General features: G+C 30.1%; 11 protein-coding genes. All 11 read left to right on the top strand.

The window, feature by feature from the left end; translation table 11 throughout:
- Positions 1-41 precede the first annotated feature (41 nt).
- The 11 genes from ACXKY9_RS31390 to lanM all read left to right on the top strand — a co-directional run bounded on the left by ACXKY9_RS31390 (position 42) and on the right by lanM (position 17,292).
- On the top strand, positions 42-773 hold the full coding sequence (locus ACXKY9_RS31390; protein ID WP_016090579.1) for a thioesterase II family protein: 732 nt from the start codon (positions 42-44) through the stop codon (positions 771-773).
- 241 nt (positions 774-1,014) lie between these two features.
- Complete coding sequence (locus tag ACXKY9_RS31385) at positions 1,015-7,542, top strand: amino acid adenylation domain-containing protein (protein ID WP_016090580.1); 6,528 nt, start codon at positions 1,015-1,017, stop codon at positions 7,540-7,542.
- 248 nt (positions 7,543-7,790) lie between these two features.
- On the top strand, positions 7,791-8,489 hold the full coding sequence (locus ACXKY9_RS31380) for a 4'-phosphopantetheinyl transferase family protein (RefSeq protein ID WP_016090581.1): 699 nt from the start codon (positions 7,791-7,793) through the stop codon (positions 8,487-8,489).
- Positions 8,490-8,773: 284 nt separating this feature from the next.
- Positions 8,774-8,920 (top strand): hypothetical protein, encoded by a 147-nt coding sequence (locus ACXKY9_RS31375; RefSeq protein WP_016090582.1) that lies wholly within the window; start codon positions 8,774-8,776, stop codon positions 8,918-8,920.
- Positions 8,921-9,277: 357 nt separating this feature from the next.
- Complete coding sequence (locus tag ACXKY9_RS31370; protein WP_001007708.1) at positions 9,278-10,210, top strand: ornithine carbamoyltransferase; 933 nt, start codon at positions 9,278-9,280, stop codon at positions 10,208-10,210.
- Positions 10,211-10,329: 119 nt separating this feature from the next.
- Positions 10,330-11,307 carry a 2,3-diaminopropionate biosynthesis protein SbnA gene (gene sbnA, locus ACXKY9_RS31365; protein ID WP_000914210.1) on the top strand — a complete coding sequence of 326 codons (978 nt, stop codon included), beginning with the start codon at positions 10,330-10,332 and terminating at the stop codon, positions 11,305-11,307.
- 27 nt (positions 11,308-11,334) lie between these two features.
- Entirely contained in the window at positions 11,335-12,303 is a 969-nt protein-coding gene (gene sbnB / locus ACXKY9_RS31360) for a 2,3-diaminopropionate biosynthesis protein SbnB (RefSeq protein ID WP_016090583.1), read from the top strand.
- Between the two features lie 131 nt (positions 12,304-12,434).
- Positions 12,435-13,208, top strand: coding sequence for a ParB N-terminal domain-containing protein (locus ACXKY9_RS31355; protein ID WP_001289608.1), 774 nt, complete (start codon positions 12,435-12,437; stop codon positions 13,206-13,208).
- Positions 13,209-13,347: 139 nt separating this feature from the next.
- Entirely contained in the window at positions 13,348-13,599 is a 252-nt protein-coding gene (locus ACXKY9_RS31350; RefSeq protein ID WP_000947505.1) for a DUF2164 family protein, read from the top strand.
- A gap of 605 nt (positions 13,600-14,204) precedes the next feature.
- On the top strand, positions 14,205-14,372 hold the full coding sequence (locus ACXKY9_RS31345; protein ID WP_016090584.1) for a type A2 lanthipeptide: 168 nt from the start codon (positions 14,205-14,207) through the stop codon (positions 14,370-14,372).
- 91 nt (positions 14,373-14,463) lie between these two features.
- Entirely contained in the window at positions 14,464-17,292 is a 2,829-nt protein-coding gene (gene lanM / locus ACXKY9_RS31340) for a type 2 lanthipeptide synthetase LanM (RefSeq protein ID WP_016090585.1), read from the top strand.
- Positions 17,293-17,306: the final 14 nt, after the last annotated feature.

The raw sequence follows: 17,306 nt of genomic DNA, 5'->3' as shown, positions 1-17,306 counted from the left end.
AACTATTTGATGAAAATTTTATTTAATAAAGGAGAAGTCACTTGAGAAAATTAATGAAAGATTTATCGCCAGGATTGAATAGTAAAAAATATTTGGTTTGTGTTCCTTATGCTGGGGGCTATTCGAATTCTTTTTTACCTTTAAAGAATTATTTACCGAAAGATATAAAACTTATTTCATTTGATCCTCCAGGCCATGGTCCTAATCTTTCTCCACTAGTTGATAACATAGATGATCTTGTTAATTTATATTTAATGGAGATGCAACCAATTTTAGAGGGAGAGGTTACATTATTTGGCCATAGCATGGGAGGAATTATAGTTCACCGTATGGCTCAAATTTTAGAAAGTAAGGGCATAAATCCTAAAAATGTTATTATCTCTGCTATGAATCCACCGGAAATAAGAAGAAAAACAAATCATTTAGATGATAAAGACTTTATAGATTATATAAAGTCTTTGGGAGGATTACCGGATGAAGTATTACAACATCAGGAGCTTTTAAACTATATCCTTCCAGTTATTCGATCAGACTTTCGTGCCATTGAGAATTATATAAATGATGACACAACATTGTTGAAAGCGCCCCTATATATTATTAGTGGAACAACAGACTCTAATTATACAGTAAAAGGGGCTAAGAAGTGGGTAGAATGGGGCAATGAGGTTCATTTTCTAATAGTTAATGGTGGTCATATGTTTTTACTACATCAAGCTGACATCGTGGGCGAGTTAATTATGAAAATACTAGATAGGGTAAAATCTGTGAAGTAAAAAAATTAAGAGATGTATCTGAGTAAGAGAAAAGTGCATTTCTATGCTTTATGTGAAACTTCTATCGTTAAAGTAGCAATCTAATTGGTCGTCATTGGGAGTTTTATTACTGAGGAAGAAAACTCCCAATGACGAGTATGATTGTGCCCCCTCATGATAAAACGGATAGGTCTATGGGGAACATAACCACTAAATATGTAGTATTTAGTATCAATATCATAGAGAATGGTGGGAAGAAAAAATGCTTGATAAATTTACCCAGCAGGTTTTATTATCTAGTGAAAAATTTAAAAAAGAAAAAGAATATTGGTTAGACAAGTTATCAGGTGATGTTGAGTTAAGTAGATTTCCTTGTGATTGTCTGTCTTTAAATAATATTCAGGCTTCTAAAGAAAGTTATTATTGTCAATTCCCATCGGATATTGCGAAGAGAGCTGTAGCAATTAGCAATAATTCTGATATGTTACTGTACACTATTTTATTATCAGGCGTGAAATATCTCTTAAGTAGATATACCAATAGGGATGATGTAGTAATTGGAATGCCAGTTTTTAAGCAAGGTCAAGAAGAGACGGTTTTTCAAAACAACTTTTTATTATTACGTACTCAAATAAATCAAGAAGATAATTTCAAAGAAATAATATATAAAATTAAAGAAACAATTTTAGAGTCAAATGAACATTGTCATTTTCCTTTTAATAAACTTACTCAATTATTAAGTCTAGATGGAGAGAGTAATAATCTTCCCGTATTAAATACAATAGTAATGTTAGATGATATTCATTGTTATGAGAGTACAGATAAAATAAACTCTGATATGGTTATTAGGTTTATGAAAAATGAAGAACAGTTAAAGGTTCAAGTGGATTACAATTCTACTTTATATAGTGAAGGATTAGTTAGTAGAATAGTTAATCATTTATATAATATTTTAGATATATTAATGAAAGATCCAAATAAATCTGCAATGGATCTAGATGTAATGCCTAAAACAGAAAAGAATCAAATATTATTTGATTTCAATCATACGACTAAAGTTCATAAAACATTACTTTGTGAGACTGTAACAGCTCCTCAATTATTTGAAGAGCAGGTAAAACAGAATCCTAATCAAATAGCGATTGTATGTAATGGAAAAGAAATTACATATAAGCAATTAAATATAAAAGCTAATCAGTTGGCGAGAAGGTTATTAGATCAGGGAGTGAAAAGAGAATCCATTGTTGGTGTGATGATGGAACGCTCTATTGAGATGATTGTAGGCATATTAGGTATCTTAAAAGCGGGTGGGGCGTATTTACCGATTGATACCGATTTACCAAAACAAAGAGTGGAATATATGCTGACAGACAGCGGGTGTTCACATCTACTAACATATCAAAACTCTATTATAAAGGGAGTAGCATTTCAAGGTAGTGTAATAAATCTAATGGATATTTCTTTTGAAGAAGAACAATTAGAAGATTTGCAGATAACGATGGAACCTCAAAATTTGGCATATGTTATTTATACATCAGGTTCTACAGGCCAGCCCAAAGGGGTAATGATTGAACATCGTTCCTTAACTAATTTTTTGTGTGCAATGTATGAGGACTTCTCTCAAGATATAGGGATAACTGATAATGTACTATTCTCAAGTAGTATTTCTTTTGATGTTACTATATTTGAAATATTTGTCCCATTGGTATATGGAGCAAGAATGACTATTTATCAAGGTGAGAAGTTTGATGTACCAAAACTTGTACAAGTCATTCTTGAGGAACAGGTCACGTTAGCATATATTCCACCTACCTTATTAAATGAAATATATGATTATTTTGTAAGGGCGAATCAGAAGATATCGTTAAATAAACTTTTCGTGGGAGTAGAACCAATTAAAACAGAATTACTCGCAAAATACGATCATCTATTTAGGGGGAACCTCCAAATATTAAATTTATACGGACCTACAGAGGCTACAGTTTGTTGTACATCTTATCAATATGAGAGGGATAAAGAAATTACAACACAAAACGTACCAATAGGTTCGCCATTGTTAAATACTAAAATTTATATATTGGATTCATTTCACAGGCTACAACCTATAGGTGTTCCAGGAGAAATATGTATTTCTGGCATAGGGTTAGCTAGAGGATACATCAATCGAAAAGAATTAACAGCAGATAAATTTATTGATCATCCATTTGAACATGGTGAGAAATTATATAAAACAGGAGATATAGCGAGATGGCTACCTGATGGTAACATTGAATACTTGGGACGAGTTGATCATCAAGTGAAAATAAGGGGATATCGAATAGAACTAGGTGAGATAGAAGCAAGTTTGTTAAAATATGAGACAATCAAAACCGCCGTAGTAATACAGCGAGAAGATGAAAGTGGAGAAAAGTATTTATGTGCGTATGTAGTTACCGAAAAAGATATTCCTATTCCAGAGGTAAGAGCATATTTAGCAACCAAGTTACCATATTATATGATACCTCAACAAATCATATCCATTCAAAACATACCGTTAACACAAAACGGAAAAATAGATAGAAAAAAATTACCTCAACCTATAAATAATTTGAAATCTAGTCATCTAGAGCCGACAAATTCTACAGAAAGAAAATTAGTTGAGATTTGGAAAGATGTATTAGGAATACAAAGGGTAGGAATACGGGATAATTTTTTTGAGATAGGTGGTCATTCATTAAAGGCTGCTAGGCTAATTTCTATCGTTAATAAAGAATTTAATGTGCAATTATCTATTAAATCCCTATTTAAGTTTCCTATTTTGGTTGATTTTTCAAAATGTATATTAGAAATGGAAAAAAGTAATTATATTTCCATAGAACCTGTAAAACAACAAGAGTATTATTTAGCTTCTACGTCACAAAAGAGAATGTTTATAGTAGATCAATTCGAAGATGGTACAAATACAACTTATAATATGCCCACAATACTTAAAGTAGAAGGGGATATTTGTAAAGATAAGTTTGAAAATATATTTCAATCTTTAATTGAGAGACATGAAATATTAAGAACTTCTTTTCAAATTTTAGATGGGGAATTAGTGCAGAAAATTGAGCCTAATGTAGATTTCAATATTGAATACGTTCATGTAAATGAAAAAGATGCGGATTATTTAATACATGAGTTTATAAGTCCATTTGATTTATCAAAACCTCCATTATTAAGGGTGTTGCTTTTAAGGATAGCAGAAGAAAGACATATCCTTGTAGTAGATATGCATCATATAATATCTGATGGTTTATCAATGGGGATATTAATAAAAGAGTTTGTAGAATTGTATAAAGGAAATGAGCTTCCAAAATTGAGAGTGCAGTACAAAGACTATGTGATGTGGCAAAATGGACCTTACTATAAGAATCTAATTAGTGAACAAAAGAATTATTGGTTAACAACTTTAAAAGGAGAACTCCCGGTTTTAAATTTTCCAACCGATTTTCAAAGACCGACTATACAAAGCTTTAAAGGTAATGTTTGTTCTTTTAATTTGGGAAGAGATTTAACTTTTAAAGTAAATAAGCTAGCAACTGAAACTGGTACTACGCCATATATGATTTTATTGGCCATTTATAACATACTTTTATCTAGATACACAGGTCAAGAAGACATTATTGTAGGTTCGCCTATTGCTGGAAGGTCTCATTCTGATACTAATCATATGATTGGTATGTTTATTAATACTTTGGTAATGAGAAATTATCTAGAAAATGACGATGAGTTTATTGAGTTTTTGAGTAGATTAAAACTCAATACATTAGAAGCTTATGAAAATCAAGACTATCCTTTTGAAGAACTATTAGAAGGTTTAGACTTGCATAGGGATACAAGTAGAAATCCATTATTTGATACCATGTTTGTTTTTCAAAACATGGATATGAATCCAATATCTATTGGTGAATTAGAATTTACACCGTATCCGTTTAAGCAGTCAGTTTCAAAATTTGATTTGTCATTAGTAGCAACGGAAATAGATAATAACATTCATTTAAAAGTAGAATATAGTACTAAGTTATTTAAAGCGGAGACAATAGAAAGGTTAATGGTACATTTTACAAATATAGTTGAGGAAGTAACTAATAACCCTAGAGTACGATTGCGTAATATTAATATGTTATCTATAGAAGAAGAACATTGTATTATGAATGAATTTAACAAAAAAGAGAATTCAAATTCTAATCATTTATTAGTGCATAAAATGTTTGAAGAACAAGTAAAACGGAACCCTAATCAAATAGCCGTTGTATGTAATGAAAAAGGAATTACATATAATGAATTAAATATAAAAGCTAATCAGTTGGCGAGAAGGTTATTAGACCAAGGAGTTAAAAGAGAATCCATTGTTGGTGTGATAATGGAACGATCCATCGAGATGGTTATAGGTATATTAGGTGTCTTAAAAGCAGGTGGGGCGTATTTACCAATTGATACCGACTTACCAAAACAAAGAGTGGAATATATGCTGACAGACAGTGGGTGTTCACATGTATTAGTACATCAAATAAAGGGAATAGAATTCCAAGGTAATGTAATAGATCTAATGGATATGTCTTTTGAAGAAGAACCAGGAGAAGACATGCAAATGATGATAGAACCTCACAACTTAGCGTATGTTATTTATACATCAGGTTCTACAGGACAACCTAAAGGAGTAATGATTGAACATCGATCCTTGACTAATTTTTTGTGTGCAATGTATGAAGATTTCTCTCAAGATATAGGGATAACTGATAACGTTCTATTCTCAAGTAGTATTTCTTTTGATGTTACTATTTTTGAGATATTTGTCCCATTGATATATGGCGCAAGAATGACTATTTATCAAGGTGAGAAGTTTGATGTATCAAAACTTGTACAAGTTATTCTTGAAGAACAGGTTACATTATCATATATTCCACCTACTTTATTAAATGAAATATATGATTATTTTGTTAGAGATAACCAGAAGATAGTGTTAAATAAGCTACTTGTGGGAGTAGAACCCATTAAAACAGAATTACTCGCAAAATACGATCATCTATTTAGGGGGAACCTCCAAATATTAAATGGATACGGACCTACAGAGGCTACAGTTTGTTGTACATCTTATCGATATGAGAGTAATAAAGAAATTACAACACAAAACGTACCGATAGGTTCACCATTGTTAAATACTAAAATTTATATATTGGATTCATTTTATAGGATACAACCTATAGGTGTTCCAGGTGAAATATGTATCTCTGGCATAGGGTTAGCTAGAGGATACATCAATCGAAAAGAATTAACAGCAGATAAATTTATTGATCATCCATTTGAACGAGGTGAGAAACTATATAAAACAGGGGATATAGCAAGGTGGCTACCTGATGGTAACATTGAATACTTGGGTCGAGTCGATCATCAAGTAAAAATAAGGGGATATCGAATAGAACTAGGTGAGATAGAAGCGAGTTTGTTAAAATATGAGACAATCAAAACGGCCGTAGTAATAGATCAAGAAGATGAAGCTGGGGAAAAGTATTTATGTGCATACGTAGTTACAGAAAAAGATATTCCTATTCCAGAGGTAAGAGCATATTTGGCAACAAAGTTACCATATTATATGATACCTCAACAACTCATACCAATTCACAATATACCATTAACACAAAATGGGAAAATAGATAGAAGTAAGTTACCGAAGCTAAATACACTGGACAATAGTAATTATGTACCACCAAGAAATGACATAGATAGTAGTTTAATTGATATTTGGAGTAGTATATTAGGCGTAAATAATATTGGTATAAATGATAATTTCTTTGAATTAGGTGGTCATTCTCTTAAGGGATTAAAGTTATTCGAAAATATCAAGAGAATGTTTAATGTACAACTGCCATTAAGTTTATTATTTCAAAATGCTACTATTGAACAATTAAGTGATGTAATAAGTAGGAATAAAGGAATAGACAGTGAGTGTTTAATTCCAATTCAAAATGGGACAAACAAGGATAGTCAATGGTTCATTGTTCATGGACAAGGAGGGGGTATATTAAACTATTATGATTTGGCTAGAGAATTAGGAGAGGATAAGACTGTATATGGGTTACAATCTATAGGATATGATGATAATAGATTTTCAAACTTATCTGTAGAGGAAATGGCGGTAAGATATATAGAAGAGATTAAACTAGTAAAAAAAGAAGGGCCATATACCTTATTAGGATGGTCTTTTGGAGGAATAGTTGCATTTGAAATGGCTAGAAAATTAGAAGAACTAGGTGATAAAGTTAGTTTTCTAGGTTTACTTGATGTTCATCCTATTGAACAAGGTAAGGAGATTCTTAGTTTAAATATTAAGAATGCCTTTGAAGAATTGGAAAAATTCAATGATCAGTTAGGGATTGAGAAAATTAGTTTTGAGCAAATGAGTGAAGAACAATTAATAGAATCTTTACTGAAAAAATTTACATTGAATGAAAATAGTTGTCAGCAAAATTTTGAAGATCCAATGATGAATAAGTTAAAAGTAATGATAGCTAATAGATATGCATACCTAAAATATAATTGTAAACAAAAAATAAAAGCAGATATCTTTCTATTTAATGCATCTATTAATGACATTCACCCACTAGTAGATTATAACAGATGGAATGAATATACATCAGGGGAAGTATACGCTTTGCAAGTGCCAGGTTCCCATCTGAGTATGTTAGAGAAACCGCATATTCATGAGTTGGTAAAGAGTATAAAAATGAGTTTTAAACAAATGCTCTTATTAGCACATGCAAATAGGTGAAATATTATTTGAAATTGTACACTATTAGTTTTCTAAAAGTCTCATAAATTCGTGTATAACATATTATGAGACTTTTTTCTTTGAGCCCATTCAATAATAGACATAAAGAGGTTAGAAAATAAGTCGAAAATATGAATGTAAAATAGAATATTATCCTCTGAAAATGTTTTTTACTAATCAAAAATAAATAGGAATTATTCATTGAGAGTTTTTTATATTTATATAAGAAGTTAGGTGGGAAGGAAATAATGAATATATATAAGGTACGTGTGCCAGGAAATATAGATCATAACATTATGCAGAAACTTATGAGTTTGGTCTCAAAAGAAAAGCAGATGAAAATACAGAAATATAAAAGAAAGCCCGACCAATATAGCGCCTTAATTGGAGACATTATAATAAGATATTTAATTACTACAAATTTCTCAAAAGAAAATAAAGATATTAAATATAAATACAATGAATACGGAAAGCCTTATGTGGATGAGTTAAATAATTTTCATTTTAATATATCGCATTCCGAAAGTTGGGTTGTTGGAGCTATTCATGAGGAAGAAGTAGGAATAGATGTAGAAAAAGTCCGGCCCATGGATACTACAATGATTAAAAATATATTTACTGAGGAAGAATTTAATTATTTAAATTCATTAAATGTAGAACAACAATTAGATGTGTTTTATGAATTATGGACTATAAAAGAAAGCTTTGTTAAATGGATAGGGAAAGGACTAACTATACCTTTAAACTCTTTTGTTATTAAAAAAAATACAATATTTTATGGTGACATGCTATCTAATGAGGTTTATTATAAAAAGTTTACTATTGGTAAAGATTATAAGCTTTCTTGTTGTGCTTCTTTAGATAGTTTTCCAGAATCAATAATTGAAATTGACTTTGTTGATTTGTGTAATTACTTTATAGAAGATAAGCATTCTTACATAGTTTAAAATGATCGATATTTCCTTAAGGAAAGAAAATTTTCGGAAATTTAATTTTGAAAATTATAAAAGCAAAGATCTGAATAAGTAATTAAACTTGCTGGAGATGCAATCATTTTACGCTTAATAGATTACTTTGTGTATATATTAGTATGTCATTCATTGTTTGTTTACTTAGATCAATGGTTGCAATAACAATTGTTAGCGTTATAGCTGTAACAATTAAGAGGTTATCATAACTAAAAATAGCGAGCCAGTAGAAGGAGTATATCTCTTTTAAAGAGGACTCTTTAATGACTGCAGCAGTAATTTGTATCTTAACTGACAATCCGGAAAACGTTATTTTTGAATGGGTGGATTTTTTAGAAGTGGGCTATAAAAGAAACAGCCAACATTGTATGTATATTATTAGTAAAAAAGATAATTTGAATATGAATTGACAGAAAATTGATGAAAGAATTGAGAAAGCTGAAAATTCTGTATTTTGAGTATATTTTTAGTGTTGTAGTGTGTAATATATTCAGCAGAGCTATATCATAAAAAATAGGAATATAGACTAACAATAGAATTATATGTAAGTATTTCTGAGTAAAAATAGTATTCGAGTTCATATAGGCTATATATCAACTGCTATACATTAGTTTAAAAAAAATTATAGAAAAGTGTGGTAATGGATCCACATGAATTATATTTCCAATCTATTATTTTTACTTTAGCTGTTTAGTAGTTTGTATTTACATACATATGTAAATACATTTTTGTTACATGCAATTATTCAAAAGGGAGGTAATATAATAATGGCTATTCGAAAACATTTAATTACTCTTGAGGATCTTACTGATAGTGATATTAACCAAATTGTAACTCGTGGGGTAGAGTTTGCCACAGGTAAATCGCAACCTAATCAAATATTAGCGGGAAATATAATTGGGATTTACTTCCGTAAAACATCGACTAGAACTCGATCGGCATTTTCTGTTGCAGCATTAAAGATGGGTGCACAAATTGTAACGTATGGTCCAAATGATTTGCAAGAAAATACAGGGGAGTCTATAGAAGACACTACTCAAGTACTTTCGCGAATGCTGGATGCACTAGTAGCAAGAACTGCAGATAGTCAAAAGGAAATGGAAAAGCTGGCATCTCAAAGTCGTATGGCAGTCATTAATGCAATGAGTACGGAAGAACATCCAACACAAGCGCTAACAGACTTAACAACAATGAAACAAAAATTTGGTGAAATAGCTGGATTACGGGTTTTATATATGGGAGAAGGTAATAACAGTGCTGCAGCTCTAGCTCTTTCTTTATCTCGTTTTCCAGGTACGGAGTTATATCTTTTTACACCTGCTGGTTATGGAGTGTCTCCAAGTGTGCTTGAAAAATCAAAAGAATATGCACGATTATCTGGTGCTAAAGTTATTGAATGTCATGATATAAAAATGTTACCTAGTGAAGTGGATGTTGTATATACAACAAGGTGGCAAACAACAGGGACAAGCAAAATAGATCCTTTATGGAAAGATGCATTTAATCCATTTGCAGTGACAGAGAGAATTTTGACTTTATATCCGGAAGCTACTTTCATGCATGACCTCCCAGCACACCGAGGGGAAGAAGTAGCAGCAACAGTTATTGATGGACCGAAAAGTATTGTATTTACCCAGGCCGAAAACAAGCTAAATAGTGCTATGGCAGTACTTGAATGGTGCTTAGCTTATCGATACTAAAGAATCTAGCATTTATTGTCTTTCAGGTATAAGTTCTATTTGAAATACATTCGAAAGAACATTTACAAATATTATCTTTAATTATTTTTTTAGATTTTAACCAAGAAAGGAAGCAAATTATGCTCAAGAAATTAGAGAGTTTAGAAAGGGTAATCGGCAACACACCTATGATTAAATTAGAGCATGAAAAGATTAATCTGTATGCAAAACTAGAATATCACAATTTAATGAATAGTGTTAAAGTGCGTGCTGCTCACCATATTTTAAAATCAGCAATAAGTCGCGGTGAAGTGACTGAAAATTCTACAATTATCGAATCTTCATCTGGTAACTTTGCGGTTGCTCTTGCTACTCTTTGTAGGTATATCGGCCTGAAATTCATACCAGTTATTGATCCAAATATTAATGATAGTTATGAGAATTTTTTGAGAGCAACTTCCTATCAAGTAGCTAAAGTGGATGAACGAGATGAAACAGGTGGCTATTTATTAACGCGTTTAAATAAGGTGGAAGAACTTTTAAATACTATTCCTAATGCATACTGGACAAATCAATATAATAATGCTGATAACTTTGAAGCCCATTATCAAGGAATTGGTGGGGAAATATCTAATGATTTTAAACAGTTAGATTATGCCTTCATTGGAGTGAGTACTGGAGGAACTATCGCTGGGGTATCTACACGATTAAAAGAAAAATTCCCTAATATTAAAATTATTGCGGTAGATAGTCAAGGGTCCATTATTTTTGGTGATAAGCCTCGTAAACGGTACATACCAGGAATTGGTGCCAGTATGATACCTGGTATGGTTAAAAAAGCATTGATTGATGATGTAATGATTGTACCGGAGGTTCATACTGTTGCAGGTTGTTATGAGCTATTTAATAAACATGCAATATTTGCTGGTGGATCATCAGGGACTTCATATTATGCAATCCAAAAGTATTTTGAAAATAAGGATGTTCAAAATACACCTAATGTTGTTTTCTTGTGTCCTGATAATGGACAAGCTTACACATCAACTATTTACAACGTAGAATGGGTAGAATGGCTTAATACACAAAAATCAGTAGAAGACCAATTAGTTTCTTTATAAAAATGATATAGAAATGAGGAAGCAATTATGATGTATTTAAATACCAAACATATCAATGAAATGGGTGTTAATTGGGAAGAAACAATAAATGTCATTTCAAAGGCAGTAAAAAGTCTTGATTTAGATGATTTTTCTCAGCCAATTAAGCCATACTTACGTTTCGATGATCCGGCTAATAGAATTATTGCTATGCCAGCTTATATTGGAGGAGAATTTAAGGTTTCAGGAATCAAATGGATAGCTAGTTTTCCGAAGAATATTGAGAAAGGTATTCAGCGTGCTCATTCAGTTACTATATTAAATGATGCTATGACTGGAAAACCATTTGCGACGCTTAATACAGCAATGGTCAGTGTAATACGAACAGCTTCTGTAACAGGGTTAATGATTCGAGAGTTTGCCAAGTTAAGAGATTTAAATAATGTTAAAGTTGGAATTATTGGATTTGGACCTATTGGTCAGATGCATTTAAAGATGGTAACTGCCCTATTAGGCGATAAAATCGAAAGTGTTTACCTATATGATATCAATGGAATTAAAGACGAATTAATTCCTGAGGATATTTATTCTAAAACTCAAAAGGTTAATGCTTATGAAGAAGCCTATAATGATGCTGATATTTTTATTACTTGTACTGTTTCTGCAGAAGGTTATATTGATAAGAAACCTAAAGATGGAGCGCTACTACTCAATGTTTCTCTTCGTGATTTTAAGCCTGATATCTTAGAATATACAAAATCCCTAGTTGTTGATAATTGGGAAGAAGTCTGTCGTGAAAAAACTGATGTTGAAAGGATGCACCTTGAAAGAGGTTTACAAAAAGAAGATACAGTATCAATTGCTGACGTTGTAATCCGAGGAGCACTGCAAAACTTCCCTTATGACAAAGCAATATTATTTAATCCAATGGGTATGGCCATTTTTGATGTAGCCATTGCTGCTTATTACTATCAAAGGGCTAGGGAAAAGGAAATAGGTGTTTTATTAGAAGACTAGTAAAATTATTAAACGTAGTTTGAAATAATTGTCTAATAGCTGCTAAATATCGGTAAACACGACTAATCATTATAGAAAATTAGTTATTTGATAAGCTTAGAATTTATGTAATTATTTGAGGAGCTGTTTTTATGAGTGAAATTATTTCGGCCTTAGATCTCTTACATCCCAAGCAAATTCGCTTTCATGAATCATATGAACACAAAAGATTGGAACAAATTTGTCGTGTAATGGAAAGCGAAGGTGTTTTACGGAATCCTCCCTTAGTATCTGAGCTTAGTGATGGTAATTATCTGTTACTTGATGGTGCCCATCGTATGAAGGCTATGATGGCATTAGGTTGTAAACGCGTTGCTGTACAGGTAGTACCTGATGAAAAAATAAAAATTCGTGCTTGGAATCATTTATTACCAATGGGGGAATGGGTAAATAATTTAAAGAAAGAACCTACAATAATTTGGTCAGGTAAGATTATTGCTAATAAACGTTTGCTTGCAAAAATTACAGAAGCAAATAAACAAGTACATTTTTTATATGCAAGGGATTTAAATAGCGATTTATTTAATCATTTAGAGATATGGCATCGTATTGTCAGCTTATATCAACATGAGTATACGGTACGCCGTCATTCAAATGATACTGAGGTCTGGCCTCATTCAAATGAAATATTGATGAGTTATCCAGAATACTCGTTGATGGAACTGAAAAAGGTAATTGAAGCAAAGTTTTTAATGCCAGCGGGAGTTACTCGTACGACGCTTAGTGGTCGGTTATTGAATTTACGTATACCACTTCATATATTGCGTACGGAAGTATATCCTGCTGGTGAATGGGAAACGTTATGTGGAAATTGGTCAAAATGTTTACGCCTTTATGACGAGCCAATATATGTTTACGATGCTTAATATATTGTTTAATGATTATGATGTATATTTTTTATTTATTTGTAAAAATTTCATTATATGATTTATATTAATTCCAAAATATTTTTATTATGTTATAAAAACTTTTTGAATTAGTATTTAAGACTAATCTAAGAGAGGTTTGTTATCGGATGGGGTAAATATTACCAAAAAAGATAAAGTGGAGATCTCTAAAAAATTAAAAACTTTCTTGGGTGATCAATATTCACTTGAATTAGGAGATTACATAAGCTTTGAGATACTTGAATTTATAATAAAAGAATTAAATCCACATTTTAATCTAGCTACAAAAAATAGGTTGGAAATTCTCTTGAAAAATATAGAGAAAGAGATATATAGTGAATTAGTTTCACATGAAAATAACAAAGTATAGGCAATATTACATGTATTTAAATGTAGAATAGTATAAACCTATATCTACATAATGTGTTGCTATTAATTTGGTAGAATTGCGAGGATCAAGAGAGTTGATGATATACAATTTTTAGAAGAGATGGGATTGTGAAGTGAATATACTTGCAATTTCATCTTTTTATTTTTAACATGCTTTTTGCAATTCATGATTAAAATTTTCTGACGAAGCATTATACTATTAAAAAAAGAATTGATTATCCTATTTTATGGTAAAATATTCTTGAGCTATATCTTCTGAAAATCTATTTTTTACAAGTTTAATTAATATTCTTAATCGTTATTCAGGTATTAGAAGAATTATTTAAATTATTAAACAGCATTGATTATTAATAAATTTATAAAATTTTAAAAATATTAACTTGGAAAATAGCCTTTAAATTTTAATGATATAGTAAGTGAGTCTCCTTTAATTATATTAATATAGTTAAATATCCTATTATTTTATTTTTCTATAAATATATTTTTTTTTATTAACATTTAATGGTATATTGTTTTTAGATAATGTTGTGGTAAATTATTGAATTTATAACATCATTTTCAAAAAAATAAAAGGTAGGTATTGAAATGGAAACTGAAAAATATTTACAAGTCGTAGAAGATGAAGAGATTGAACAATTAGTTGGTGGAGCAGGACCTGGTTGGGTTGAAACTTTAACTAAAGATTGTCCTTGGAATGTGCCTGTAGCATGTGTCACGATTATGGGACAAAGAATTTGTAAAAAATGCTACTAATAGTTAAAGAGAGTAAGGCGAAAGGCCTTACTCTCTTTAATGAGAATGAATTTCTAACTGTTTCTCCTACCTATAAAAAGAAGAGGTTATTATGAAAAATAATTCACATGGAATTTTGAATACAATAGATAATGGATCACATTCTTTAGTAACAAAAGAATATCTAGAAAAAAATTTTGTTATCTTTTTAGAGGGTTTTTCATGTAATGATGTCATTAAGGATGACGAAAACTATAACTTTCAAAAAATAATACAAACATATGTAGTATTCTTTAAAAATATGATAATAAATAAAATTGATTTTTTTGGTAATTTTGAGAAGGTTTCTGAATCGATAATGTTTGATTTAGAAAAAAGACTATACCAAGTATTAAGGCCATCCTTAATTGTATACATAAATAAACTTAGGGTAGAAAATGCTTTAAGAGGAATGGATACCAATGAAGAATATAAGTATTTTACAAAGAACTTCTTTCATTTTAAAAAATTTTATATGAATTTTTTTAAAATATTACCCGTATTAAACGAAAAAATTTTTACAATCATTGAAAATGAAATAAATTATATGATTTGGTTGCAAGGTGCTCTTGAAAAAGATCAAAAAGAAATTCATAAAATGTCGGGTTTTAATATTATGCATGTAGAAAAAGTTATTAACCTAGGTGACTACCATAATAATGGAAAGAGAACAATTCTTTTAGAAGATAAATTTAATAATAAGGTAATTTTAAAACCAGTCGATTTGAAAAATTCTATACTATATCATAGTTTAATTAATCAACTGAATAAAGATTTAAATACGGATATCTTTATTCCGCAAGTAGTTAATAAAAGAAATTATGGATATATGGAATACATTAATCATGAATCATGTGAATCTAATGAGCAAATTAAAGATTATTATTATAATTTAGGTGTAGTGCTTTCGGTAATGTATTTGATTAATGGAAGTGACATACATAATGAAAATATCATAGCTAAACAATCCTCACCAGTCATAATTGATTTTGAGACATTAGGAAGTACATTAAATCCAAGTGTTACTGAAGAAACCAGTAGTTTTATATTATCTAATTCAGTATTAAATTCTAGAATGCTACCTATAAGGTTTAGTGGAGGTAGGGAGGTAATAAGAGATTACAGTGCAATTGGGAGAGTAATGAAGTCTTTGGTAAAAACAATTAAAATAAAAAATGAATTTACATCGAATCCAATTGAAATAAGAGAAGAGACAATAGTAGAAGATACGGTTCAGAATTTACCGTTTCTTAACGATGATATATACGAGTATGATAATTATATAGATGATATTATTAAAGGTTTTGAGAATGCATATAACTCAGTTTTAAAAAACAAAGAGGAGTATATGTGTATATTAAAAAATAGTGTTTCTAAATGGAATTATCGAAAAGTATATCGAAATACAAAAGTCTATACCCTTTTATTAGATAGACTAAATGTTCCGGATTTATTAGAGAATAAATTAAAGACTATAAAATATTTGCGGAATATTCTTGAAAAAAACATATACTTGGCTACTAGGAAAGATATTATTCAAAAAGAGATAGAGGCACTATTATCCTATGATGTTCCATATTTCTTTAATAAGTATGAATGGGAGTCTTGCGAAAGTTTATCAAATAATGAAATAGATCTAGAAACAAAATTTAAAAAAATTTCATATGCTGACTTTTTATTACAAAGAAAAATTATAGAAATATCCCTTTCTAATCAAAATGACAATCTATATAAGCTGAATACAGTAAAGGAAACAATTAATTTTCGAACTAATTTACCTACAAATAAAATAAAGGAAGCAATTACAGGGAAAATTCTTGATGGCAGTTATATATCAAAAGACGGTGCTGTAGATTTTATTGGATTAAAAACAAATTGGCAAGGGGAGCTTGAGATAAACCATTTGAATAGTGGAATATATGATGGATTATTGGGAATAAGTTCATTATTGAGAAATAATGCTGATCCTAATCAGATTGAAATTATAAATAAACTTGAACAAAAAGCCCTGCAAGAAATATTAAACAAAAATAAAAATAATTATGGTTTTGTAAATGGTGTTAATGCAATTATTTCTTACTATTTAACAAATTTACCACATATAACATCTATCGATGAAAGATTGATATTGCAAATATTTATGGATGTCAACTCTGATATTGAAAAAGGTAAATATAGCGATAAGCATTTTGATATATTAGGGGGTTCAGCTGGTCTAATTTTAACGGCAGTTAAGTTCTATCAAATTAATCCTAATTATAAAATATTGCTTAAAGTGGCTGAAAATCTCGGTGACTACATTGTCAATAATATGCAAACACATAATGAATTTGTATATTGGAAAGCTCACGATACTCTAAATTTAGAGGATTCATTAAAGGGGTTTGTTCATGGATTATCAGGACAACTTCTCGCATTTTATAAGTTAAAAGGCATATTAAAAACAAATAAGTACGATAGAGTAATACATGGTATACATAAAAGTGAGAAAATGAGTATGAGTGAATATGAGTATACAGATAGCTGGTGTAAAGGATTTAGTGGAATGGGAATCTCGAGAATTAAAATTTTAGAATCGTATCAAAATGAGGATATACAATCAGATTTAATTTTTTTTAAAAAACAAATCTTAAGTACATTACATGAAAATAGTGATTATTGTTTATGTCATGGTTTAATGGGGAAACTAGACTTTTTATTGGAGCTAGAAAATGGAGGTATGCTCGAGCGCAATGAAAAACAAATTGTTATGAAAGTAACAAATAACTTTTTGAATAATTTTGATATAGAAGATTTTAATCCTCATAAAATCGCATTATTTACAGGGCTAGGAAGTATTTTGTATTTTTTACAAAGGTTAGAGGATAATAAACTAAATAGCATTTTATACTTTAATGCCTAGAATAGGTGATAAAT

The organism is Bacillus sp. 2175 (assembly GCF_057812155.1).
Note: the sequence above shows the minus strand (reverse complement) of the source record. Positions and strands in the feature narration are given on the sequence as shown.

Excerpts from the sequence above, each read along its gene's own strand:
- ACXKY9_RS31375 (WP_016090582.1), top strand. The coding sequence starts at position 8,774 with ATGACTGCAGCAGTAATTTGTATCTTAACTGACAATCCGGAAAACGTT.
- sbnB (WP_016090583.1), top strand. The coding sequence starts at position 11,335 with ATGATGTATTTAAATACCAAACATATCAATGAAATGGGTGTTAATTGG.
- ACXKY9_RS31355 (WP_001289608.1), top strand. The coding sequence starts at position 12,435 with ATGAGTGAAATTATTTCGGCCTTAGATCTCTTACATCCCAAGCAAATT.
- ACXKY9_RS31345 (WP_016090584.1), top strand. The coding sequence starts at position 14,205 with ATGGAAACTGAAAAATATTTACAAGTCGTAGAAGATGAAGAGATTGAA.
- ACXKY9_RS31370 (WP_001007708.1), top strand. The coding sequence starts at position 9,278 with ATGGCTATTCGAAAACATTTAATTACTCTTGAGGATCTTACTGATAGT.
- ACXKY9_RS31380 (WP_016090581.1), top strand. The coding sequence starts at position 7,791 with ATGAATATATATAAGGTACGTGTGCCAGGAAATATAGATCATAACATT.
- lanM (WP_016090585.1), top strand. The coding sequence starts at position 14,464 with ATGAAAAATAATTCACATGGAATTTTGAATACAATAGATAATGGATCA.
- ACXKY9_RS31385 (WP_016090580.1), top strand. The coding sequence starts at position 1,015 with ATGCTTGATAAATTTACCCAGCAGGTTTTATTATCTAGTGAAAAATTT.
- sbnA (WP_000914210.1), top strand. The coding sequence starts at position 10,330 with ATGCTCAAGAAATTAGAGAGTTTAGAAAGGGTAATCGGCAACACACCT.